Annotated in this window: 22 protein-coding genes; 10 read left to right on the forward strand and 12 right to left on the reverse strand. The window is 64.3% G+C overall.

All coding sequences use genetic code 11. From position 1 onward, the window contains the following. Positions 1-90 precede the first annotated feature (90 nt). The 3 genes from AC3FNH_RS14700 to AC3FNH_RS14710 are packed head-to-tail and all read right to left on the reverse strand — an operon-like array spanning position 91 to position 2257. Positions 91-363 (reverse strand): helix-turn-helix transcriptional regulator, encoded by a 273-nt coding sequence (locus AC3FNH_RS14700; RefSeq protein WP_488720602.1) that lies wholly within the window; start codon positions 361-363, stop codon positions 91-93. Then, positions 360-1346: a PAS domain-containing protein gene (locus AC3FNH_RS14705; RefSeq protein WP_276102069.1), complete on the reverse strand. Its 987-nt coding sequence runs from the start codon at positions 1344-1346 to the stop codon at positions 360-362. The genes AC3FNH_RS14700 and AC3FNH_RS14705 overlap by 4 nt, the downstream gene beginning before the upstream one ends. Further along, entirely contained in the window at positions 1343-2257 is a 915-nt protein-coding gene (locus tag AC3FNH_RS14710) for a LysR substrate-binding domain-containing protein (RefSeq protein WP_276102070.1), read from the reverse strand. Before AC3FNH_RS14710 ends, AC3FNH_RS14705 begins: the two co-directional genes overlap by 4 nt. A gap of 101 nt (positions 2258-2358) precedes the next feature. Here AC3FNH_RS14710 and AC3FNH_RS14715 point away from each other — a divergent pair, with 101 nt between their 5' ends. From AC3FNH_RS14715 to AC3FNH_RS14740, 6 genes are all read left to right on the forward strand, one after another. Further along, positions 2359-3444 (forward strand): tartrate dehydrogenase, encoded by a 1086-nt coding sequence (locus AC3FNH_RS14715; RefSeq protein ID WP_488720545.1) that lies wholly within the window; start codon positions 2359-2361, stop codon positions 3442-3444. A gap of 268 nt (positions 3445-3712) precedes the next feature. Next, complete coding sequence (locus tag AC3FNH_RS14720) at positions 3713-5320, forward strand: BCCT family transporter (protein ID WP_488720546.1); 1608 nt, start codon at positions 3713-3715, stop codon at positions 5318-5320. 150 nt (positions 5321-5470) lie between these two features. Further along, the gene (locus AC3FNH_RS14725) at positions 5471-6607 is read left to right on the forward strand and encodes an aromatic ring-hydroxylating oxygenase subunit alpha (protein WP_488720547.1); all 1137 of its coding nucleotides are present in this window, start codon (positions 5471-5473) and stop codon (positions 6605-6607) included. Positions 6608-6637: 30 nt separating this feature from the next. Next, a complete protein-coding gene (locus AC3FNH_RS14730; protein WP_488720548.1) occupies positions 6638-8086 on the forward strand; it encodes an NAD-dependent succinate-semialdehyde dehydrogenase in 1449 nt (482 codons plus the stop codon). A 30-nt stretch (positions 8087-8116) separates the two neighbouring features. Next, entirely contained in the window at positions 8117-9094 is a 978-nt protein-coding gene (locus AC3FNH_RS14735; protein ID WP_488720549.1) for a PDR/VanB family oxidoreductase, read from the forward strand. A gap of 57 nt (positions 9095-9151) precedes the next feature. Further along, positions 9152-10240 (forward strand): porin, encoded by a 1089-nt coding sequence (locus AC3FNH_RS14740; RefSeq protein WP_488720550.1) that lies wholly within the window; start codon positions 9152-9154, stop codon positions 10238-10240. 262 nt (positions 10241-10502) lie between these two features. On the opposite strand, the gene AC3FNH_RS14745 is transcribed toward AC3FNH_RS14740, so the two are convergent. Genes AC3FNH_RS14745 through AC3FNH_RS14760 form a run of 4 tightly spaced genes read right to left on the reverse strand, consistent with a single transcriptional unit; the run spans position 10503 to position 15068 of the window. Continuing rightward, positions 10503-11282: a 2-keto-4-pentenoate hydratase gene (locus tag AC3FNH_RS14745; protein WP_276102077.1), complete on the reverse strand. Its 780-nt coding sequence runs from the start codon at positions 11280-11282 to the stop codon at positions 10503-10505. Next, positions 11282-13162 carry a bifunctional 3-(3-hydroxy-phenyl)propionate/3-hydroxycinnamic acid hydroxylase MhpA gene (gene mhpA, locus AC3FNH_RS14750; protein ID WP_488720551.1) on the reverse strand — a complete coding sequence of 627 codons (1881 nt, stop codon included), beginning with the start codon at positions 13160-13162 and terminating at the stop codon, positions 11282-11284. Before mhpA ends, AC3FNH_RS14745 begins: the two co-directional genes overlap by 1 nt. Continuing rightward, positions 13159-14169, reverse strand: a complete 1011-nt coding sequence (locus AC3FNH_RS14755; RefSeq protein ID WP_276102079.1) for a VOC family protein — start codon at positions 14167-14169, stop codon at positions 13159-13161. The genes mhpA and AC3FNH_RS14755 overlap by 4 nt, the downstream gene beginning before the upstream one ends. Further along, positions 14166-15068 carry an alpha/beta fold hydrolase gene (locus AC3FNH_RS14760; protein WP_488720552.1) on the reverse strand — a complete coding sequence of 301 codons (903 nt, stop codon included), beginning with the start codon at positions 15066-15068 and terminating at the stop codon, positions 14166-14168. Before AC3FNH_RS14760 ends, AC3FNH_RS14755 begins: the two co-directional genes overlap by 4 nt. A 143-nt stretch (positions 15069-15211) precedes the next feature. On the opposite strand from AC3FNH_RS14760, the gene AC3FNH_RS14765 reads away from it, so the two are divergent. Both AC3FNH_RS14765 and AC3FNH_RS14770 read left to right on the forward strand, forming a co-directional pair. Continuing rightward, positions 15212-15874, forward strand: a complete 663-nt coding sequence (locus tag AC3FNH_RS14765; protein ID WP_276102081.1) for a TetR/AcrR family transcriptional regulator — start codon at positions 15212-15214, stop codon at positions 15872-15874. Positions 15875-15933: 59 nt separating this feature from the next. Next, complete coding sequence (locus AC3FNH_RS14770; protein WP_488720553.1) at positions 15934-16149, forward strand: transposase; 216 nt, start codon at positions 15934-15936, stop codon at positions 16147-16149. Here AC3FNH_RS14770 and AC3FNH_RS14775 read toward each other — a convergent pair. Beyond that, positions 16095-16307 carry a hypothetical protein gene (locus AC3FNH_RS14775; RefSeq protein ID WP_276102082.1) on the reverse strand — a complete coding sequence of 71 codons (213 nt, stop codon included), beginning with the start codon at positions 16305-16307 and terminating at the stop codon, positions 16095-16097. The two genes, AC3FNH_RS14770 and AC3FNH_RS14775, sit on opposite strands and share 55 nt — an antisense overlap. Positions 16308-16350: 43 nt before the next feature. Further along, positions 16351-17094: an SDR family oxidoreductase gene (locus AC3FNH_RS14780; protein ID WP_488720554.1), complete on the reverse strand. Its 744-nt coding sequence runs from the start codon at positions 17092-17094 to the stop codon at positions 16351-16353. 100 nt (positions 17095-17194) lie between these two features. Here AC3FNH_RS14780 and AC3FNH_RS14785 point away from each other — a divergent pair, with 100 nt between their 5' ends. Next, on the forward strand, positions 17195-18091 hold the full coding sequence (locus tag AC3FNH_RS14785; protein ID WP_488720555.1) for an AraC family transcriptional regulator: 897 nt from the start codon (positions 17195-17197) through the stop codon (positions 18089-18091). Between the two features lie 718 nt (positions 18092-18809). On the opposite strand, the gene AC3FNH_RS14790 is transcribed toward AC3FNH_RS14785, so the two are convergent. The 3 genes from AC3FNH_RS14790 to AC3FNH_RS14800 form a co-directional block, all read right to left on the reverse strand. Then, positions 18810-19241: an immunity protein Imm33 domain-containing protein gene (locus AC3FNH_RS14790; protein ID WP_488720556.1), complete on the reverse strand. Its 432-nt coding sequence runs from the start codon at positions 19239-19241 to the stop codon at positions 18810-18812. A 304-nt stretch (positions 19242-19545) separates the two neighbouring features. Then, positions 19546-19734 carry a hypothetical protein gene (locus AC3FNH_RS14795; RefSeq protein WP_488720557.1) on the reverse strand — a complete coding sequence of 63 codons (189 nt, stop codon included), beginning with the start codon at positions 19732-19734 and terminating at the stop codon, positions 19546-19548. A 2-nt stretch (positions 19735-19736) separates the two neighbouring features. Then, positions 19737-21284 (reverse strand): winged helix-turn-helix domain-containing tetratricopeptide repeat protein, encoded by a 1548-nt coding sequence (locus AC3FNH_RS14800; protein ID WP_488720558.1) that lies wholly within the window; start codon positions 21282-21284, stop codon positions 19737-19739. Between the two features lie 237 nt (positions 21285-21521). On the opposite strand from AC3FNH_RS14800, the gene AC3FNH_RS14805 reads away from it, so the two are divergent. After that, positions 21522-23336, forward strand: coding sequence for a LysR substrate-binding domain-containing protein (locus tag AC3FNH_RS14805; protein WP_488720559.1), 1815 nt, complete (start codon positions 21522-21524; stop codon positions 23334-23336). Positions 23337-23563: the final 227 nt, after the last annotated feature.

Genomic DNA, 23563 nt, shown 5'->3' on the forward strand with positions numbered 1-23563 from the left:
GGGACAGCATAGGCGATGCTGGCGCATCCTTACAAATTGAGGATGACTGGATGCGATACAGGCTCTATAGCCTCGTCGAGCACAGGAGCCTCACGATCGGACTGCACATGGCGTCCATAGCATCAGCGCGTGGCAGTTGGGATGTGAAAAGCATAATCTCCGGTCTCTTCCAATCTGCGTTGGTCCCGGGGCCGACAGGGCCAATTCGACTCGCTGCTGCAGAGGCCAACGGTGCGCCGAAATTCCTGTGCTACGCCGAAAAGCGCTTGCAAAGTAACCGCGAGACAGGCCGCACTCTGCCGCCAACTCTGTCAGCGTCGACGCCGCAGTGGAAGCGGCCCGCCGCGACCCGAGGCCAGTCAGGCCGCCCGCATCGCCAGCGCGTAGTACGACGCGCCGTCCTCGCTGCGCTCCAGCATCGCGCGGACCGTCACCGTCAGCCCACTTCCGTCCCCCCGTTGCAACTCGGCGCCGAACTCCACCCGCGGCCGGGCATGCGTCATCCTGCGCAGGCGCGCCCCGGCATCGGCGAAACGTCGGGCGAACCCGCCGCCCAGCAGTTCACCGACATCGCAGCCGACCATCTCCACCAGCGCCGCATTGACCGACTCACAGCGCAAATCCCCGTCCAGCAATGCCATGCCTTCCGACGTCAACTCGAACACCGCCCGGAACCGCGCCTGCTGGTCGCGCAGCGACTGCTCGGCGAGCTTGCGCGCGGTATTGTCCATGCTGATGCCGACAATCTTGACGATGCGCCCGTCCAGTTCACGCACCGGTGTGGCGCGGGACGAAATCCAGCGGATGCCGCCGTCGGGCTGGTACAGGCGGAAGTCGAACTCGTGCGCCTGGCCTGTGCGCAGCGATTCCTCGTAGGCCGCGTTCATCATGGGAACGTCATCGGCATGCACATGCTTCCAGAAGCTCTCGTTGCTGACGATGCGCCAGCCATACACGGCTTCGACGTTGGACGAGTAGGTAACATCGTCCGTGATCAGGTTCCATTCCCACGTGACGATGCGCGCGCCCTCCTGCGCCAGCTTCATGCGCGCCTCGCTCTCCATGATCTCGGCCGTGTAGCGGCGGCGCATGTCGGTCATGGGGATTTCCACCGCGCTCGATGTTTCCGCCTCTTGCCGCGCCTGCTCGCCGTAGCGCAGCCAGATCCAGTTGACGCCAAGGAACGCCGCCAGCTTGCGCAGCTTCTCGTAGTCGATCTCACCGCCCTTCGTCCATTTGTGGACGGCCGGGCGCGACACGTCGAGCGCGTTCGCCACCGCCTGCAGCGTGAGTTTCTTGTGTTCGAGCAGTTCCTTGAGGCGGAATGCAAAGCTGTTTTCTGTCATGTTCTGGATTCCCCGGTGGCATCCCCGAGATGCCGCATGAAAAACTCGACGCAGGCGCGCAGCCGTGTGGAGCCGGAAAGGCGCGAAGGATACACCGCCCAGATATCCGCGTCCTGGCGGTAGTCGGGCAGTACCTGCACCAGGCGGCCGGCCTTGAGGTCAGGTTCGACGTCCCACACCGAGCGCAGCATGACGCCATGCCCGGCCAGCGCCCAGCTCGTGACAATCTCCCCGTGGTTGGACGACAGGCGCCCGCCGACCTTGACGTTGCGGTCGCCCTCCGGCCCGGTCATGCGCCAGATGCCGAAGGGATGGTCGCGCTCCTTGGTGACGAGGCAGTCGTGCTCCGTCAGCGCGTCGAGCGTCTGCGGCACGCCGCGCGCCGCGAGATAGGATGGGGCCGCGCACAGCACCCGCCAGTTGCGCGCCAGCCGGCGCGCGATCAGGTGCGGGGCGATGTCGTTGCCGATGCGGATGTCAAGGTCGATCCCCTCGGCCACGAGGTCGACCAGCTTGTCGAACACGTCGAAGCGGATTTCCAGGCCGGGGTACTGCTCGCACAGCGTGGAGATCAGCGGTGCGACATGCCGCCTGCCGAAGCCCACGCTGCTGCCGATCCGCACCAGCCCGCGCGGCGCGCCGCCGGCGGCGGAGACGTCGTCCATCAACTGGCCGATCTCGTCGAGCACGTGGCGCGCCCAGCGGCACACGCGGTCGCCGTTTTCCGTCGGTGACACCTGGCGCGTGCTCCGGTGCAGCAGTTGCGCGCCCATCGCCTGCTCCAGCGCCTTGACGCGCTTGCTGACATAGGCGGGCGAGCTGCCCAGTTCCTCCGCGGCGGCGACGAAGCTGGCGCGCTGGGCAACCAGGCAGAACACCCGCAGGTCTTCCAGTGGGGGCAGATTGTTCACGATTCGTGTTTCCTGTATCCACGGTTGCGCGGATGATCCGCGCGGGGTTTCCCGGCATCCTCGATCGCGTCCTGACCACCAGACACGAGCGAGACACCGCTATGAACAAACCTTCTCCGAATGCATTCCGTATCGCTGCCATCGCCGGCGACGGCATCGGCAATGAAGTCCTCCCCGAAGGGCTGCGCGTCGTCGAAGCCGCCGCGCGCAAGTTCAACCTGCCCATCGAAGTGCGTCACTTCGAATGGGCCAACTGCGACTACTACCTCCGCCACGGCAAGATGATGCCGGACGACTGGAAGGAACAGATCGACGGCTTCGACGCCATCTACTTCGGCGCCGTGGGCTGGCCCGACAAGGTGCCCGACCACGTCTCGCTGTGGGGCTCGCTGCTCAGGTTCCGCCGCGAGTTCGACCAGTACGTCAACCTGCGCCCGGTGCGCCTGCTGCCTGGCGTGCCCTGCCCGCTGGCCAACAGGAAGCCCGGCGACATCGACTTCTACGTGGTCCGCGAGAACACCGAGGGCGAGTACAGCTCGGTCGGCGGCCGCATGTACGAAGGCACCGAGCGCGAGATCGTGATGCAGCAGTCGATCTTCAGCCGCCACGGCACCGACCGCATCCTGAAGTACGCCTTCGAACTGGCCCAATCGCGTCCCCGCAGGAAGCTGACTTCGGCCACCAAGTCCAACGGCATCGCCGTCAGCATGCCCTGGTGGGACGAGCGCACCGCCGCCTTGGGCGCGCAATACCCCGATGTGAAGTGGGACAGCCAGCACATCGACATCCTCTGCGCCCGCTTCGTGCTCCAGCCCGAGCGCTTCGACGTGGTGGTCGCCTCCAACCTGTTCGGCGATCTGCTCTCCGACCTCGGCCCGGCCTGTACCGGCACCATCGGTCTGGCTGGTTCGGCCAACCTGAACCCCGAGCGCAAATTCCCCTCGCTGTTCGAGCCGGTGCACGGCTCGGCGCCGGACATCTACGGCAAGCAGATCGCCAACCCCATCGGCATGATCTGGTCGGGCGCGATGATGCTCGATTTCCTCGGAGGTTCCGCAGGAAAGCAAGCGCATGACGCCATCCTCGCCGCCATCGAGACCGTGCTGCGCGAAGGCCCGCTGACACCGGACGCCGGCGGCACGGCCGGGACGAGCGACGTGGGCAAGGCCATCGCCGACGCCCTCTGACGCCGGATGCGCGGGAGGACGTGACGCGGAATTCGTGCGGCACGTCTCCCCCCGCCTGCCGCGAGAAGGCCCATCCGGCACACATGCAGTTTTTTTCAGCGCGGAGCTTGTGCATCCCCGGGATTTTGCATAGAGTTTGCGTAAACCAATAGTTACTGTAAACCATTGGTTTACAAAAAGCAAATCAAGAACGCGGACCCAACCGCGCCGGGTAGACAAGTTCCACCACAAAGCACCTATGCGCCAAGACGCATCGGAGGAGATCCACTTGAAAACATCCACGCCCCGCCGCGACGGATTCCTGACCGTCTGCACGCTCACCGCCGTGCTGGTCACCGTCATCGCCATGGTCCGCTGGCCCGCCGAAGCGGCCGCCACTGCCTCCCAACTCTTCGACTGGTCCACGCGCTCCTTTGGATCGCTGGTGCAGATCTTCGTCTTCGGCTGCGTCATCGCCTGCCTGGCGCTGGGCTTCAGCAAGTACGGCAACGTGCGGCTGGGCGAAGGCAAGCCCGAGTACTCCACGCTGTCGTGGGTCTTCATGTTCATCTGCGCCGGCATGGGCTCGTCGACCATGTACTGGGGCGTGATGGAGTGGGTCTACTACTACCAGTCGCCCGGCCTGAACGTGCCCACCGGCACGCGCGAGGCGCTGGAATACTCCATCAGCTACTCGTTCTTCCACTGGGGCCTGAGCGCCTGGGCGGTGTATGCCCTGCCCTCGCTGGCCATGGCGTACCACTTCCACGTGCGCAAGAACAAGGGGCTGAACCTGGCGTCCATCATCGAGGCCATCACGGGCTTTCGCGCCACCGGCCCGGTCGGCCGGCTGGTGGACCTGATCTTCCTGCTGACGATGTTCGGGGCGCTGACGGTTTCCATCGCGCTGACGGCGTCGACTTTCACGCGCGGCCTGTCCGGCCTGTTCGGCGTGCCGGATACCTTCGTCACGCAGCTGATCGTGATCGTCGGCGTGTCGGTGCTGTTCTCCGCGAGCGCCTACATCGGCATCGACGGCGGCATGCAGCGCCTGAGCCATATGGTCTGCTGGGGCGCGCTGCTGCTGGCCGCCGTCGTGTTCGCCATCGGGCCGACCCTGTTCTCCGGCAACAACATCGTCAACGGCCTGGGCCTGATGCTCCAGAACTACGTGCACATGAGCCTGTTCACCGACCCCACCGGCGACGGCGCCTTCAGCCGCGGCTGGACGGTGTTCTACTGGCTGTGGTGGGTGTCGTACTCGCCGGGCGTGGCAATGTTCGTGGCGCGCGTGTCGAAGGGCCGCAAGATCAAGGAAGTCATCTACGCCCTGCTGCTGGGCGGCAGCGTCGGATGCTGGTTCTTCTTCGGCGCGCTGGAAAGCTACAGCATGCACCAGTTCATGTCGGGCGCCATCGACGTGCCGCGCATCCTGAAGGAGCACGGCGGCGAAACGGCCGTGGAAATGCTGCTGAGCGCGCTACCGGCCGGCAAGGTGTTCCTGGCCGTGTACCTGGCGATCATGATCGTCTTCCTCGCCGCCCACGTCGACGCCGTGGCCTACGCGGTGGCTGCCACCACCACGCGCAACCTGAAGGAAGGACAGGACCCGTCGCCGACCAGCCGCGTGTTCTGGTGCGTGATGCTGACGCTGGTGCCGCTGGCCATGCTGTTCGTCAAGGCGTCGCTGGAGACCATGAAGACAGCCGTGGTGCTGACTGCCATTCCATTCCTGGTCATCCTCGGCATCAAACTGTTCGGCCTGTTCCGCTGGCTGATCCAGGACCACGCCGACACGCCGGCTCACCTGATCGAGGCGGCCCAGTCCGACGTCCGGCCGGACGGCGAGAGCCCCGCCGCGACCACCGACCGGGAAGCCGTCGTCGCCAACGTCTGATGGACCGATGGTTTGATGGTCAGGGCGGCGCCCCGCCGGCCTGACCCGACTCATTGCTCACACTTTGCCCGCCCCCTGGGCTTTTTCTTCCGCCTTGTTGTTAAACACGATTTAACGCTTAACTACAAATTAACCAAAGGAAACCGAATCATGGAGAAGACCCTGGACAACGCCGCTGTCAAGCTGCCCGCCAACTTCTGCGCCGACGACGAGAACGCCTGGACCCTGCCCGCCTCGTATTACACGAAGGAAGCCGTCTTCGAGTACGAGAAGGAAAAAATCTTCGCCAATAGCTGGATCTGCGTGGCCCACCGCAGCGAACTGGCCGAGTCGAACGACTACGTGACCCGCGAGATCATCGGCGAAAGCATCGTCGTACTGCGCGACCGCGAAGGCGTGCTGCGCGCCTTCTACAACGTCTGCCCGCACCGCGGCCATCAACTGCTGCAAGGCAGCGGTCGCGCGAAGAACGTCATCACCTGCCCGTACCACGCCTGGACCTTCAAGCTCGACGGCGAACTGGCGCTGGCCCGCAACTGCGACAACGTGCCGAACTTCGACAAGGACAAGTCCAGCCTCGTGCCGGTGAGGGTCGAGGAATACGCCGGCTTCGTCTTCGTCAACATGAACCCGGACGCCGGCACCGTCGAAGACCAACTCCCTGGCCTGGAAGCCCGCATGCGCGCTGCCTGCCCGGTGATCGACGAACTCCACCTCGGCGCCCGCTTCGTCACCGAGACGCCGGCCAACTGGAAGTCCATCGTCGACAACTACATGGAGTGCTACCACTGCGGCCCGGCGCACCCCGGCTTCTCGGACTCGGTGCAGGTCGACAAGTACACCCACACGCTGCATGGCAACTGGACGCTGCAGTTCGGCCACGCCAAGTCGTCGGAAAAGTCCTTCAAGCTGGACGAGTCCGTGAAGGACCCGAGCTTCAGCGGCTTCTGGGCCTGGCCTTGCACGATGTTCAACGTGCCGCCGGGCGCCAACTTCATGACGGTGATCTACGAGTTCCCGGCCAGCGCCGAAGTCACGCTGCAGCACTACGAGATCTACTTCCTGAACAAGGAACTGACCGAGGACCAGAAGAAGCTGGTCGAGTGGTATCGCGACGTGTTCCGCCCGGAAGACCTGCGCCTCGTCGAAAGCGTGCAGAAGGGCCTGAAGTCGCGCGGCTACCGCGGCCAGGGCCGGATCATGGTCGACCGCCAGCGCAGCGGCATCAGCGAGCACGGCATCGTGCACTTCCACCGCAAGGTGGCGAAGGAATACGAGGGCGCCTGAGCCCCGCCCCATGAAACGGAGACCAGACCCATGCAACTGAAGGACAACACCCTCTTCCGCCAGCAGGCCCTGATCGGCGCCGAATGGACCGACGCCCCCGACGCCGCCACCGTCGCCGTGTCCGACCCCGCCACGGGCGAGCAGGTCGGCACGGTGCCGCTGATGCGCGATGCCGGCGCCGTGGCCGCCATCGAGGCCGCCAACGCCGCCCTGCCCGCCTGGAAAGCCCGCACCGCCAGGGAGCGCGCCGCGCTGCTGCGCAAGTGGTTCGACCTCATCATCGAGAACGAGGATGACCTCGCCGCCATCATGACCCGCGAGCAGGGCAAGCCCCTGGCCGAAGCGCGCGGCGAGGTGCGCTACGCCGCGTCCTTCATCGAGTGGTTCGGCGAGGAAGCCAAGCGCCTCTACGGCGACGTGATTCCCTCCCCGGCCGCCGACAAGCGGCTGGTGGTGGTGCGCGAGCCGATCGGCGTCTGCGCGGCCATCACGCCGTGGAATTTCCCGGCGGCGATGATCGCCCGCAAGGCCGCGCCCGCGCTGGCAGCAGGCTGCACGATGGTGGTCAAGCCCGCCAACGAGACGCCGTTCAGCGCGCTGGCGCTGGCCGAACTGGCGCTGCGCGCCGGCATCCCGGCGGGCGTGCTGAATATCGTCACCGGCGACGCGGCGGCCATCGGCGGCCAGTTCACCGGCCATCCGCTGGTGCGCAAGCTGTCGTTCACCGGCTCCACGCCGGTCGGGCGCCTGCTGATGCAGCAGTGCGCTGGCACGGTCAAGAAGGTATCGCTGGAACTGGGCGGCAACGCGCCGTTCATCGTGTTCGAGGATGCCGATATCGACGCGGCGGTCGAGGGCGCGATCCAGGCCAAGTACCGCAACGCCGGCCAGACCTGCGTCTGCGTCAACCGCCTCTATATCCACGACGCCGTGTACGACCAGTTCGTCGAGCGCTACGTGAAGAAGGTGGCCGCGCTGCGCGTGGGCAACGGCTTCACGGCCGGCAGCGAGATCGGCCCGCTGATCACGGAGAAGGCGGTCGCCAAGGTCGGTGAACTGGTGGCGGATGCCGTGAGCAAGGGCGCGCGCATCGCCATCGGCGGCGGCGTGCATGAGGCCGGTGCGCAGTTCTTTACGCCGACGGTGCTGGCGGATGTCACCCCGGGCATGCGCGTGCTGGACGAGGAAATCTTCGGGCCGGTTTCGCCGGTTGTCCGCTTCACCTCGGAAGCCGACGTCGTGCGCATGGCCAACGACACCATCTACGGCCTGGCCGCCTACTTCTTCAGCCGCGACATCGGCCGCGTCTGGCGCGTGGCGGAGCAGCTGGAGTACGGCATCGTCGGCATCAACACGGGCCTGTTCTCGAACGAGGTGGCGCCGTTCGGCGGCGTGAAGCAGTCGGGCCTGGGCCGCGAAGGCTCGAAGTATGGCATCGAGGACTACCTCGAAATGAAATACCTCTGCATGGCGCTGTAACGCGCGGCAGCACACCCGGAAGACAGCAGCATGGGCAATACCTACCAAACCCTCCAGGTGCGGGTTTCGCGCATCGAGCACGTGACCCCGCTGATCAAGCGCTTCACCATGGAAGCGATGGACGGCCGTGATCTGCCGCCCTTCACCGGCGGCAGCCACGTCATCGTGCAGATGCGCGACGGCGAGCGCCAGTACAGCAATGCCTACTCGCTGATGAGTTCGCCCGACGCGCTCGGCAGCTACCAGATCGGCGTGCGGCGCGAGGAGAAGTCGAAAGGCGGCTCCGCGTTCCTGCACGACAGGGTGGCGGAGGGCGACGCGCTCACCATCACCACGCCGAACAACCTGTTCGCGCTGGACGATGGTGCGCATCACCACGTGCTGATCGCGGGCGGCATCGGCATCACGCCGTTCATGTCGCAGATGCACGAACTGCGCAAGCGTGGGGCCTCGCACGAATTGCACTACGCCTTCCGCGCAGACGAGCACGGCGCGTTCCGCGACGAGCTGTCGGCGCTCACGCAGGCGTCTTCCGGGGGCCAGGTCAGCTTCTATGTCGACAGCAAGGGCCAGAAGCTCGACCTGGCCGGCCTGCTGGGCGGCATGCAGCCCGGCGCGCATGTCTATGTCTGCGGCCCGGCTCCGCTGATCGATGCCCTGCGCACGGCCGCTCAGGCCGTCGGCCTCGATCCCTCGCGCGTGCACTGGGAACAGTTCGCCGCGCCGGAGCAGGCGGGCGACGCCTTCACCGTGGTGCTGGCGAAATCCGGCAAGACGGTGGAAGTGGCTTCCGGCGAGTCGATCCTGAAGGCCATCGAGCGCGACAGCACCGTCCCGGTCGAATGCCTGTGCCGCGAAGGCGTGTGCGGCACCTGCGAGACCCGCATCCTCGAAGGTGAAGCCGTTCACTTCGACCAGTACCTGAGCGACAAGGAGAAGGCATCGCAGAAGACGATGATGATCTGCGTGTCGCGGGCCAGGGGCGGCAAGCTCGTGCTCGATCTGTAAATCACAAGAAAGGCCGGCGCACGAGACGCCGGCCACCATCCCTCCCGAGGAGACCCTATGAGGAAACCAGCCAGCCTCTGGCTGCTGGCGGGCACGCTGCTGCCTGCCGCATTGCCTTCCACATCGCATGCCCAGTCGAACGTGATGCTCTACGGCGTCGTCAGCACCGCCGTGCGCTACACGTCCAACATCGACGGCCGCCATAACGACCAGACCGAACTCGTCTCCAGCGGCATCGGCGGCAGCCGCTGGGGCCTGAAAGGCAACGAAGACCTCGGCGGCGGCAACAAGGCCGTTTTCCTGCTGGAGAACGGCTTCGGCACCGACGACGGCAAGACCGCCTACAACGCCCTGTTCGGCCGCCAGGCCTACGTCGGCCTCTCCGGCGACTGGGGCGCCCTGACCTTCGGCCGCCAGTACAACGCCCTGAACAACATCGGCTGGGCCTTCGACCCGCTCGACCAGAGCTGGGGCAACTTCTGGTCGGACCCGCTCTACACCGGCGGCGACATCTTCTTCCAGGGCTACCGCGTCAACAACAGCATGGTCTACAAGAAGACGATCGGCCCGGTGAGCATCCAGCTCGACTACGGCTTCGGCGAACGGCCGGGCAGCACGGCGCGCGGGGCAACCTTCGGCGGCGGCGTGATGGTCCAGCAGGGGCCGCTGTCCGTCGGCGTGGCCTACGACCAGCAACGCCCGGGCACCGGCGACAACACGCTGCACAATTACTCGGTCGGCGCGTCCTATGCCATCGGCAACGCCACGGGCTACATCGGCTACATGGGCCGCCGCGAGACCAGCCCGGACGCGCGCTTCGGCATCGCATTCGTCGGCCTCGGCTACCAGGTCACGCCGGCCCTGCACCTGTCGGGCGCGTACTACCGCTACAACCAGAGCGGCAACGTAAACACGCAGTTCCAGCCCACGCCCATCCCGCTCGGCAGCGGCAACGCCGACGCGGTATCGGCCGTGGCGGACTATGCTCTGTCGAAGCGCACCAGCCTGTTCCTGGAGGCCGACGCCACCTTCGCGCGCGGCGGCACGGTCGGGCGGGAGACGGAGTACTGGGGCGGGACGCCGGTGACAGATGTCCACAGCACGACGCGCGTGGGCGTAATGGCCGGAATTCGCCACCTGTTCTGAGCTCCCCGCGCAAGCGGGGACACGATAGTCAAAGGACAAGTACCCAAAACGAATCGGAACCCATCCCCTTGCACCATTGCGACAACCCCGGCTGCTGACGCGGCCGACTGACCGAGGGGTTGGGAAGAGGCAACCGGGGTGGTGGACCGCCGCCTTGCGTCCGTGGAGTTCGTTGCCGGCGATACGCTGTCAGTGGCCGATTTCGCTTTTCTTGGCTGGGCCTGGCGACGAACGCCATCAGGTCGCGCTCGTCCCTTATCTCCTAAACTATGCGGCAGGCGACGCTGCCCAGTGCACCGATCTGTGCGTGGATATGGTCGCCGGCGACGACCCGCACCATCGGGCCGAGAGCGCCCGAGAGAATCACCTCGCCTGCCTGGAGGCCCGCGCCGCGCGCAGCCATCGTGCGCGCCAGCCAGAACGCGGCGCGCAGTGGGTGCCCCAGACAGGCGGCGCCGCCGCCCACCGAGGCCAGTTCGCCGTTGCACGTCATCTGCATGCCCAACTCGCCCAGGTTGAGCGCTCCTAGCGCCACGGGCTGGTCACCGAGTACGTAGAGGCCGCAGGACGCGTTGTCGGCCACGGTATCGGCGAGCGTGATCTTCCAGTCGGCGATTGCGCTGTCGACGATCTCGATGGCGGGCAGCGCAAAGGCGATGCAGCGCAGGAACTCCGCCCAACTCGGCACACCGGCGTCGAGCTCGCGGCCGACGACGAAGGCGATCTCCGCTTCGGCCTTGGGCTGCATCAACCGACGCATCGGCACTTCCTGGGCATGCTGGAATTCCATGTCTTGGAACAGCATGCCGAAGTCGGGTTGGTCAACGCCCAGTTGCAGTTGCACGGCACGCGAGGTGAGGCCGATCTTCCTGCCGACGATGCGCCCCCCTTCGGCCACGCGAATCCGCGTGTTGATTTCGGCCACCTCATAGGCGGCCTCCAGACTGGCGATGGCGAAGCCCGCTGAAATCGGTGGGATCGGCGTACCGCTTTGGCGCGCTTCACGCAGCGCGGCCGCTGCGCGGTTGGCGGCGTTATCCATCACGCAGCCTCCCGGGTGACGACGCCCACGGGACGACGCGACGCGCCGGCGACCATTCGGTCCCGCTGCAGTTGTTCGCTCGCGACCCGCGTGGCGCGGGCCAGCCCATCGCCGCGTTCTAGCGCAAACACGAATTTGTCCGGCCGGAGGATCGCGACGCTGCCGCGCTTGTGGCCCTGGGCCTTCAGCCAGGCGAACCAGGTGGATTCGAAGTCTTCGACCTCGATGAGTCCCTCGGTTCGCGTACGCTGACGCGGATCCTGCGGCCGCAGGCCCCACGGGTAGACCACGACGAAGCGGGCGCCAAGCGTCTGCCAGGCCGCGAGTGCCTCCGCGCTAAGTTGAGCGCGGGGATCCACGCCGGCGCCGATCAGCGCATACTCGGCGCCGATCAAGTCGTCGAGGCGGTGCGCCCTGCCGTCGGGACCGATTACCTTCGGCTGCGGCATCAGCCGTCCTTCCGGCCCGCCCAGCCGGCTCCGTGCGAGGCCGTGGTAAGTCCCTCGACGGTAGGTGGCCGAGGGAATGAAGTTCCCCTCGCGCATGAACTTGCCCACCACGGGCAGCCTCAATGCGAGCCTGAACGCGATGTTGCGCAGCCGCGCACCAAGGGGGCTGGTCATCGACACGATGCTCTTCACGCGCACCGCCTCGCGCGTCATTGCCGCGGCATGCGGGCGGCGTTCGGTCTCGTAGCTGTCGAGCAGGCGATCGCCAGCGCGGCCACGCAGCACGGCATCGAGCTTCCAACCCAGGTTGTAGGCGTCGCGTACACCGGCGTTCATGCCCTGGCCGACGAACTGAGGCGTCATGTGCGCCGCATCGCCCGCCAGAAAGACGCGGCGCTCGCGCCAGCGCTCGGCCATCAGAGCGTTGAAGGTGTAGACGAGGTGGCGCAGGATCTCGAACTTATCGACCTCGATATGGCGCGCCAGCAGTTTGCGCACGGTATGGATGTCTTCGAGGTATTCGCGCTTCTGGCCCGGCATCAGCATGAACTCGAAGCGGTGGTGCCCATCGGGTTGCACGCAGTTCACTGTCGGGCAGGCGGGGTCGCAGATGAAGCTGAAATAAGGCAGATGGTGCAGGCCGTCGCCGCGTACTTTCTCCTTGATGTCGACCACTACCCATGGGTCGGGAAAGCTCTTGCCCTGCATGGGGATGCCCAACTGCGTGCGCACGAGGCTGCGGCCGCCGTCGCAGCCGATCAGATAGCGCGCGCGGACTGCAGATTCCTGCGCCGAGGGTTTCAGCTTGGCTTCCGCCGCCGGCTTGCCGTAGTTGCCGCCCTCCGTGGTGGTGTAAAAGACGGTGACGCCCTCATCGTCCTGCTCGAAGCGGGTCAGCTCCCGGCTTCGCTGCACCGTGACGTTGGGATACCGCGCCAACGCGTCGCCAAGCGCGGTTTCGAGCCGCGGCTGATATAGGAAGTAGGAGGCGTCCCAGGCGTAAGGTCGGTTCGGGTTACTCAACTGCAGGAATACATCGCCGTCTGGCATCGCGAACTGCACGATTGGGGACTGCAGCATGTCTGCCGTGAGCGCCTCCGCCAGACCGAAGGACTGAAAAATGCGCATGCATTCGCCATCGGTGTAGACCGCGCGCGCATTACCGTAGAACTGCGGCTCGCGCTCCAGCACCAGCACTCTGTGGCCGCGGTGGCCGAGCACGTGTGCGAGCGTGAGCCCGGTCGGCCCAAGGCCGACGATAACGACGTCGTAGTGATATTCCCAGGCGCGACGGCCGTGGGGCTCGCACGATTCGGCGCGAAGCCTGTCGGCTCCTGAGTCGGAGCGACTGCCCTGCCGATCGCCGGCCGGCGTGCCCAGGCGCGCGCTCGGCGCGTCGTCGAACGAACGGTTTGCGGTATCCATCTTCATGATGCAACCCCTGGTATGTATTCCTTGCGGGTGAGCGAGCCCAGCGCCCGCGCCGTCTGGCCCAGCTTCATGCCGAACGTCAGGCTTTCGGGGAAATGCCCCCATAGACTGATGCCCTGGTAGGTACAGGTCTGCCAGCCGGCTTCGGCCTCCTCGGTGACGACGATCGGGTCCCAACCCAACTCGACCGCGAAGCCGGAAGGGGTCGTAACGTAGAAGGAGAGTTCGCGGTCGTTCGGGTGCTGGCCGATGCCGTTGGCCATGGCAAAGCCCATCTCACGCAACCGGCGGTAGGCCCCCACCACGTCGTCGAAGCTGGCGACCTGCAGATTGAGGTGGTGAATGCGATTGCGCAGCGGATCCATGCGCCTGCCGCGGGTCGCGGCAAGCGCGAGGCTGTGGTGGCGCTCATTGAGGCGCAGGAAGGTGATGTCCATCACCACGCCGTTGACGCGTTCCTCGATGAAGTCGGAGATCCGCGCGTCGAAAATGCGCTGGAGAAAGGCGAGCAGGGCCTCGGGCACGCGCGTCGAGATTGCGAGGTGCCCCATGCCGGCCGCTCCGGTGATGAAGCCGCCGGCTTTCATCTGAAGCGGTGCAGTGCCGAGGATCGGCCGGACGAAGAGTTCGAAGGCCATGCGTTTCGGACCCTCGAAGGACCAGTAGCGCTCGACGCCGCGCAGGCCCGCCGCTTCGCCGGACTTCTCCCGCACGATCACGCCGTCAGTGCGCAAGCGGCTCAACACGAGTTCGAGCACCGCTTCGTCTTCAAGTTGCCAGCCAACAGCCGCCACATCTTCGGCAGGTCCGCGACAAACGATAAGCCGGCGCTGGTGTTCATCGATACGCATGGCTAGCACGCCGGCCTGAGGCGCGTCGACGTGCAGGCCGAGGCCTTCCCCGGCGAATCGCTGCCACTCATCCAGCCGGGACGACTCGATTAGCACGTATCCCAGGCGGATGCGGCCGTACAAGCTGGTCGCGATTGGAGTCGAGCTCGACTTCATGCTGCGGCTCCGACGATAGCCGGATTGGCGGCAGGCTCTTCCTCCTTCAAGAAGGCGCTTACCGCCGCGTTGAATTCGTCGGCCCGTTCCCACTGCACCCAGTGGCCGGTGCGGCTGAAGAGGTACAGATCGCAATGGGACATGAGTTTCTGCAGTGTCACGCCGCCGCTTACCGGATTGACGCGATCCTCCACGCCCCAGAGCACCAGGGTCGGGTTGGTCAGGGCTGGCAGGCGCGGGTCGAGCGTCAGGTCCAGCTTTGCCAGCGTTGCTGGATCCCCAGGCGCACGCAGCGGCGGATTGGCGATCACCTCCGGGGCGATGCTGGCCTCGTAACGTTCGCGCAGTACTGATTTGGGGACTTGGCTGCCGTCGTACACCAAGTCCTCGGTGATGAAGCGGCTCAGTTTTTCGAAAGTGGGTCCGTCGCCTGTGTAGTAAGTGAGGAGGCGCTTCAGGCCGTCGGTGGGCGGCGCCTTGGAAACGTCTACGCCGCCCGGGCCCATCAGAACCAGGCGACCGATCCGCTCGGGCTGATCAAGCGCCATCCGCAGCGCGCAACCGCCGCCGGCGGAATTGCCGACCACGTGCGCGCGGGCGATGTCCAGCGCGTCAAGCAGGCCAAGCATAGTGTCGGCCAGGTCGCCCCAGATGTCGTTCGAATTGAGGCCTTTGCTCGACTTTCCATAGCCAGGCATGTCGGGCACCAACACGCGGAAATGCGCGGCCAGCGCCGTAATGTTCCGCGCGTAGTTGGAGACGCCCGAGGCACCCGGGCCGCCGCCGTGGAGCATCAGCACCGGCGGGCCTCCACCCATGTCGGCAAGATGGATCTGCCTGTTTCCGACCTGCAGGACGCGGGTTTCGGTGTTCCGATCGACGGCTTGGATGACGCTCATGTGATGTCTCCTGAGGTGGCTGAGTGGATATAGGGCAACACAACATAGACGTTCTATATTGAACGCTGGTGTTCAGTATAGTTCAGTAGTGAGTAAAGTTGTCAAGCGTATAATCGTCCAGGAATTATTGGAGCTGTCCTTTTATGAACGAATTTGTTCAAGGCGGAGCCGAGTCCGCCCCGGCACCCGAACCCGCCCTCAGTGCGGCCCAGAAGCGCATTCACAGCGCGGCGATGAAGCTGTTTGCAGAGATGGATATGACCCGGGTGAGCATCAGCGATCTGGCCGTCGCGGCCGGCGTCGCGCGCGGCACGGTCTACAACAACCTGGGCGACACGGAGGGTTTATTCGAGCAGGTAGCGGCGCAGTTGGTGCGCGAGATGACGATCCGGGTCACCCAAAGCCTCGCGGGCACGGACGACCTCGCCTTGCGCCTGGCCCTCGGCATCCGCCATTACCTTCGACGCGCCCATGAGGAACCGCACTGGGGGCGCTTCCTGAACCGCTTCGGATTCAGTAGTGCTTCACTTCAGACGCTGTGGTCGACCGACCCTATCCAGAATCTCAGTGAGGGCATCGAAGCCGGCCGCTACCGGATTACACGCGAACAACTGCCTTCGGCGGTGGCCATGCTGGCCGGAACGGTGATCGCCGCCATGCTACCGGTGCTCGAAGGCCACCGAACCTGGCGAGAGATCGGCGCCGATACGGCGGAATTGCTGCTTGTAGCCTTGGGAATTGCGCGCGACGAGGCAAAGGTTCTGGCGAATTCCGATTTGCCGCCGCTGCTGACACTGGATAAGTGATCCGCGTATCTCGAGGTGCCCCGCTTATTCGGACAGTGCCTATTAAACAGGGGTGCACCATGCCGAAAACGCACCCACCGTACCGCACTGTTTTCCGTCAACAAATCGTTGACTTGGTCCATGCGGGTCGCCGCGCCGAAGATCTGGCCAAAGAGTTCGAACCCACGGCTCAAACCGTTTACAACTGGGTTTCACAGGCCGAGCGTGACGGAAGCACACGTCATGACGGCCTGACCAGTGCCGAGCGCCAGGAGCTCTCAAGGGCCTCGCCGTGAGAACTCGGCAGCTCGAAATGGAGAGGGAGATACTTGCAAAAGCCGCGGCCTGGTTCGTGCGGGAGACCGACTCGCTGCCCGACGCGCTCGATGGCCTCGACGCGGCCGAGGATCGACGTCGATTGCGAAAAGTTGCGGGAGCGGATTTGCGTGATCATGAGAATATCCTCGTGAGTGGGCGAGTCGCGGCGACGCTCGCCGTCAGGCAGCCCGCGCCAGTGCAACGGCGTCGGCACCCGCCGGGAAATGCAGCCGGTCAGAGGTGTCGTTGGCGGCATCCCAGACGCCTTCGGCGACATCCGTCGCAGCCGTCACCGCGGAGAGCTGGCTGAATCCCGCGAACACTTCATGGGCGACGGGCTCGTAAGGCTTCGTGATCAGGCCCTGCATGCGCTGCTGGCCATTGGCGGTGAAGCTCGTGGAAGGTCCGTAGCCTGGCTCGACCAGCTTGACCCGCACGCCCAGCGCCTTGAGTTCATGCTCCAGCGATGCCGTGAAGCCTTCGATGGCGGTCTTGCTGGCCGTGTAGACGGCCACCAACGGGAACGGGGCCAGCGTCGCGCTGGACGTGACATTGACGATCGTGCCGGCTCGGCGTTCGCGGAACTGTGGGATCACCGCCTGGCACATCGCCATGACGCCGAACGTGTTGGTCTCGAAGATCTCCCGCACCGTGGACATGGGGGTGGCTTCAAATGCACCGAACAGGCCGATGCCGGCATTGTTCACCAGTACATCGATGGGGCCAGCGGCCTCCAAGGCCCGGTCGATGCTCTCGGGCTGCGTGACATCCAGCGGCAAGACGCGCAGGTTGTCCGAGGCTGGAAGCAGGTCCGACCGGGGGGTCCGCATGGTAGCGATGACCTTCCAGCCGTTTGCGAGGAAGTGACGGGCGGTTTCCAGGCCATAGCCGGACGAAGAGCCAGTGATCAGTACAGTCTTCATTTCGTGCTCCGAGGTGGGTGATTGACTCGGAGGGAACGATAGGGAACTCTAGCCGGATCGTCGATATCAAATAATCCGCTTTCTTTTAGCGAACGTCCAAATGAGCGACCCTCTCTCCGAAATCGTCCGACTGCTGCATCCGCAGGCCGTGTTCGCCAACCTGATCAGCGGCAAGGGCAATTGGGCGGTGCGCTACTCCGAGTTCGGCAAGCCCAGCTTCTGCATCATGCTGGAAGGCAGTTGTCGGCTGGCCGTGGATGGACACGAGCCAACGACGCTCAGCGCCGGAGATTTCGTGCTGCTCCCCACCACGCCGGGCTTTACGATATCCAGCTTCGCCCCAGCGCCCCCGGCCTACATGGACCCCAACCAAGTGCGGGAGGGGCGGGGCGAATTGCGGTATGGCGAGCAGACAGGCCAACCCGACATGCGCTCATTGGGTGGTTCGTTCTTGTTCGACTGCGCCGATCCGGGTCTGCTGGTGTCGCTGCTGCCGAAAGTGGTGCACGTGCAAGGTTCGACGCGGCTGTCGCAGCTAGTGCAGATGGTGGGCGAGGAGTCCGCGGATGAAAAACCAGGCAATGAGTTCATGCGCTCGCGGCTGGTCGAAATGCTGCTCGTCGAGGCCATGCGTTCAACCACGTCGGGAAGCGCCCCACCAGGCCTGCTCCGTGGATTGGGCGATGAGCGATTGGCGGCCGCGTTGAAGCAGATGCATGCGCATATTGACCAGAGCTGGTCGGTTGCCCAACTTGCCAAGATCGCTGCGTTATCGCGATCCAGCTTCTTTGAGCGATTCACGCGGACGGTCGGGGTCGCGCCGATGGAGTACCTGCTCTCGTGGCGTATGGAAATCGCGAAGGAACTCCTGCGTCGTGATGAATTGTCCGTTTCGGAGATATCCGAACGCATCGGCTACGGCTCGACCAGTGCGTTCAGCGTGGCATTCACCAGACATGTCGGGCAGCCACCCAGCCACTACGCGCGCGCAGTGTAAGAACGCCTGCCGATCAAGGAATGGAAGGGCCGCGCATTCGTCCAATCTCCCATGTCGCCCGCCACCATGCACCATCGCGGCGAACTGCTGTCCCAGCCGCGCGCGCCCAACGGCTGTACGCGCGTATCGTCGATCCAGGTTACCAACTCGAAGATCGCTCACACCGGCTTCAACGTCAATCGGCGATTTCCGCTTGGCCGAAAACCGCAGATCTCGAGCGGGTACGGACGGAAGCTCTAAGATTGCAGTCGTCGGATGCCGGCCACAAGCTGCCGCTCGACATACGGGCCCTGATTGCACACAATCCTAAGATGTGGTCGCCGAGGCCGATCCTTCCGGGCGGCATACCCCTCAACATCACGGAGCGGATTGTCGCGCTGACGTCCATGGATCTTCAGATTTTTGGCTAGGCCTCTCGTAGAGAGCGCTTAGCGCAAAGCAGAATGTGGCCAATACCGGAATTACATCCATCCGCGGAGGTTGACCATGAGATGCCAGATTTGCGGCCGTGAACTGAACCGAGGCGACGACCCATTGTCGGCGAGCTGCGGTGGCGATTGTTGGGGATGCATCGGAGAAATCGAAGCGGAGATGGGCGACAAGGCATCGCTGGAGAAGGTGCGCGACGAGCATTTGCGCGGACTCCGACCGGGTTGGACGGACCCTTTAGATGGCGACTGACGGCCAGGAACAGCCGTTAGAGCGCCACTGGCCTCTACTAGGCGAGGAGACGGATATCCTGCCAAACGTCCTCGTAACCCTCGGCGATCAGGAATCGCCATCCCGCTGGCAGCGCCAGGTATGGCAAGACCTGTGGGGCCCATTGCTGGAGATGCTGTCCATGCAGCGGGACGAAGAAGTCCGGGTCTTCGAGCAATGTCTCGCCACCCCATATAAACCAGCCTGTTGTACCCGGATCTGCCTCGATTCGCATACCGTTCAACGGACGGACTCCGCTTTTCACGTTCAATGACACGCCCACTTTCAGACGCATGTCGCATTCGGTGAACTGGGCTCCGAATCTGGCGCAGACAGCACGCTGCTCATTGGCTACTGATGGATGCATTTGGAATTTGACCGCATTCGACAAAGGCTGGTCGCGCCAGCAGGAACTTAATGTGTCAGTCACCCGGTGTGGGTTGCTATACATCGTGAACGGCCGTTATCGGAAGATCTGAAGGGCTGTTGAGGGTCGTTCAGGGACGGCCGCGACCTGGAGGTGAGCAGCCCGGCCGCAACCGGCCAGTTTGAGTCAGATGGCTCCAGACTCATGATGACCGAAGCTGGCCTAACTACCGTCGTTCAAGCGAGGATGGGACTCGAGCCTCGCCAGGTCCACCCATCGCAACGTTCCTATCGGAATCATGGGTGACGAGCATCTGCGCGCATCCGCGCTCTTGCGTGGCCTCGATGGACGGACTCGACCTTGCCCAATTGCGACGCCTTCGCTCGGCTCAATGACTGACGTGAGATTGAGAAGTGACGCATCCATGGGTCTGCATGATCGCAGCACCGGCGGCATCAGGCGGCACGCCGCTGGCCGGGAAGGCCTTCGCGGTCTCATCCCTGCGATCTATGCGGCCGTTCGAGAGCACGCTCTGCTCGGCACGGTATGCGCCATCGGCGAGGAGCAATCGTGCCATATTCACTCGGGCAATCCGGCCAGCCGCAGCCCCTCCGCAAACTGGGTCAGGTCTTCTGGGCGACGGATCGGAAGCCAGTCCTTGAGATTGGAGACGCGGAGTGACGGATCGAGCGTGCGCAGGCGCTGCATCGCCTCCTTCGCTTTGTCCATGCGTCCAGCGAGCGCATGACTCGCCGCCAGAACGCCGACCGGGGCAAGGAAACTCGGTAGATTGCATTTGGCCCTTTCGGCCCAATCCGAAGCGGCGTCGAAGCGTCCTGCGAAGAAATGTGCCAGCGCCATCCCAGCCTGCATCCTGAACATTTCCGGATCCAATGGACTCAAGCGAACCGCACGCGCCAAATACTTGATCGCAGCATCTGTTTCACCGCGACAAGCGTGCAGGCACCCACACAGGGACCATGCAGGGGCGTGGTTTGGATTAAGCAGCAAAGCTCTGTCGAACAGCGCGATACCGCCGTCGAGGTCGCCGGTCAGATGCCCGAGTGCATGAGCTCCTCTCGTGAGCGCCACAGCATCGTCCCGGCCGAGCTCCACCGCCAGTCGCGCCAGGCGAGTGCCCTCGGCAATCTCCCGGGGCTGATCGATCATCCAGCCATTCATCTTGCGCCAGATATAACACCAGGCCGCCATGCCATAGGCCGATGCGAAATCCGGATCGAGCTCGGTGGCCTTGTAGAACAAGGGCAGCGCCGCCTCGATTAATTCGCGCGTTCCGCTGTGCACCTGCGCGGTGCCGCGAAGGTAATAGTCGTAGGCGCACAGGTTCTCCGTCGGCTTGCGCTTGGCACGCTCGATTTCCGCCCGCTCGAGCTGCGGCGCGATGGCGCCGACCACGCTTTCCGCAATCTGGTCCTGCAGTTCGAAGATGTCGTCCAGCGTGCCTTCGAAGCGCTCCGCCCAGAGATGTGTCCCGGTCCTGGCATCGATGAGCTGCCCTGTGATGCGCACCTTGCTGCCGGTCTTGCGCAAGCTGCCTTCCAGCACGTAGTGCACGCCAAGCTCGCGGCCGACGTCCTTCACCTCGATTGCGCGGCCCTTGTAGGTGAAGCTTGAGTCGCTCGCTATGACGAACAGCCAGCGTATGCGTGACAGCGCAGCGATGATGTCCTCCACCACGCCGTCAGCGAAATACTCCTGTTCGGGGTCTCCGCTCAGGTTCTGGAAGGGCAATACGGTAATGGAGGGTTTATCCGGAAGGAGGAGCGCGGACGGCGGCTCCCTCGATTCTCTGGGGATGTGTTCGCCGATCTCGCCGACAAAGCGGAAACCCTTTCGGGCGACAGTCCTGACCAAGCGCTGTTCCCCGCCGGTGTCGCCAATGGCCTTGCGAACCGCATTGATGTGACTGGTGATCGTCGATTCCGAGACGATTCGGCCGTGCCATACCGCCTGCAGCAGGTCGTCCTTGCTGACGACACGGTCGCGGTTCCTGACGAGATGCAGCAGCAGATCGAAGACCTGCGGCCCGACAGGTACGGCTTTCGTACGATGCGAAAGCTCCCGGCGTTCCGGGTCGATCACGTAGTCTTCAAACACGAATTGCACTTGACATCCCCTGGCCGATTCGGCTCCCAGTGGGGGGCAACTGGCGAATTCCGTCCATGAATAATGATACTGCAAGCGGTGGTGAGAGCATCTCATCCCCGGTCAGGCAACGCTTGGACGAAAAACCAACCTCTCCTGCCGAAAAATTCAAGGTGAAGGCAAGGATCTTTCCGGACCGCGCGGGCAATCTCCACGCACATAGACGGCAACGGTATGTCGAGAAACGGAGAGAAGAGCATGAAGATTGTCGTCATCGGGTGCACCGGCCTCATCGGAACGCAGCTTGTGAAGGATCTTCGAAAGCGCGGACATGACGTGCTCCCAGCCGCCCCTGACAGCGATGTCAACAACATCAGCCGCGAGGATTTGGCCAAAGCGCTCAACGGCGCCGAGGTCGTCGTCGATGTGGCGAACGCGCCAGTATGGGAAGACGAGGCGGCCCTCGAGATTCTCGAGACATCGGGCCGCAACCTGCTGGCTGCCGGGGCTGTAGCCGGCGTACGCCACCATGTGGCCCTGTCGATCGTTGGCGGCGAACGGCTTCCCGACTGCGGCTATTTCCGGGCGAAGGTCGCGCAGGAGCACCTCGTCAAGGCATCCGGCATTCCGTACACCATCGTTCGTACGACGCAGTTCTACGAGTTTGTCGGCAACATTGCCCAGTCGGCCGCCCAGTTGGCCACCTTAGGCAAGGAGATTCGCGTGTCGCCGGCGCTGATCCAGCCGATCGCGTCAGCGGACGTGGCAGCGGCGCTTGCCGAGGTTGCAGTCGCCCCGCCGGTCAACGGCACAGTCGAAGTCGCCGGTCCAGAGGCAATGCCGCTGGACGACGTGGTCAGGCGCTTCCTGCGGGCGACGAAGGATACGCGCAAGGTCGTGCCGGACGTCCACGCACGCTACTTCGGTGGCCTCCTCTCCGATCGGACGCTCACACCCGGGGAGAACCCCCGCCTCGGCGCGATCCGGTTCGAGGACTGGCTTGGTCACTACCAAGCTCAATCCAGCTTCGCCTCGCAGTCCCCTCTTTCAGCGACTGCCGGTGCGGACAACTCAGGCGCGCTTGCATCGAGTTTCGCGACGAGCTATCCCGGAGTCGTCGCCTTCATCACCGTTGTGGCCGAAGGCGGCTTTTCCAAGGCCGCTGACCGGCTCGGAATCGCTCGCTCCGCGGTCAGCCGCGGCGTCCAGAAGCTGGAATCGCAGGTCGGCTTGCGTCTGTTGAGTCGGACGACGCGCAGCATTTCGCTCACGCGTGAAGGCGAGATCTTCCATGCCCGCTGCCAGCCCGGTGTCGCTCTCATCACACAAGCAATAGAGGACCTGCGCGATCTGCGTGACGGTCCGCCGCGAGGACGCCTGCGGGTCTCCGCTTCTGTGGGCTTTGGCCGCAAGGTGGTTGCGCCGCTGCTGTGGGGCTTCCAGGAGAAGTACCCTGAGATCGAGATCGAGTTGGACCTGAGCTGCGTCGGGAGTGACTTCACGGCGGACCGCATCGACGTGTCGTTTCTCAACGGGCGTCTAGCAGACACTAGAATCGTCGCGAAACAGATCGTCCCAATGCAGACTCTGGTGTGCGCCTCGCCCGAGTATGCGGCAAGGCGCGGTATGCCCGAGTCGCCGGACGCGTTGATGCAGCACGACTGCATCAACATCCGTCTGCCGTCGGGCCGCGTGTACGAATGGGAGTTCAAGGTAGAGGCAGGATCGCGTAAGCTGACGCCGCCGTCGCGCCTCATGTTCAACGATGCTGGGCTAGTGCTGGAGGCCGTCCTCCAAGGCAAAGGCATCGCTCAGTTGGACGGGTACCTGATCTGCGATCTGCTGCGCGAGGGAAAACTGGTTCACTCCATGCCGCAGTACGCACCCGGTGACAGAGGCCACTACATCTGCTACTTGAGCCGCCAGCATCTGCCGTCGCGTATCCGCGTGTTCGTCGACCACATGACGGCAGCGATTCGGGCGCTGGACCTCCAATGCCCGGAGGCGTTCTCACCAACGCCTGAGAACCGACAGGTCGCCTCGGCGCCATTGGTACCCCTACGGGGTCAATAGACTTGGTAGGACGATCGACCACGCTCATAGAGAGCTTCAACGAGCGGCTGCGCCACGATAAAGGCCAGCGACAGCCCGTTGCCTTCTTGTACCTGCTTCCGCCTGCCCCGCCTCCTCCAGCATGTGCGCGAAGTCAGCCTGCCTGCGCCTTGCTCGAAAGCATCCTGGGATTCGTCACCCAGTAACGCCACATGCGTCATGAGCGTGGGAAGCGGGCACCCGCCCTC

Source organism: Cupriavidus sp. 22TCCZM01-5, from assembly GCF_057798915.1.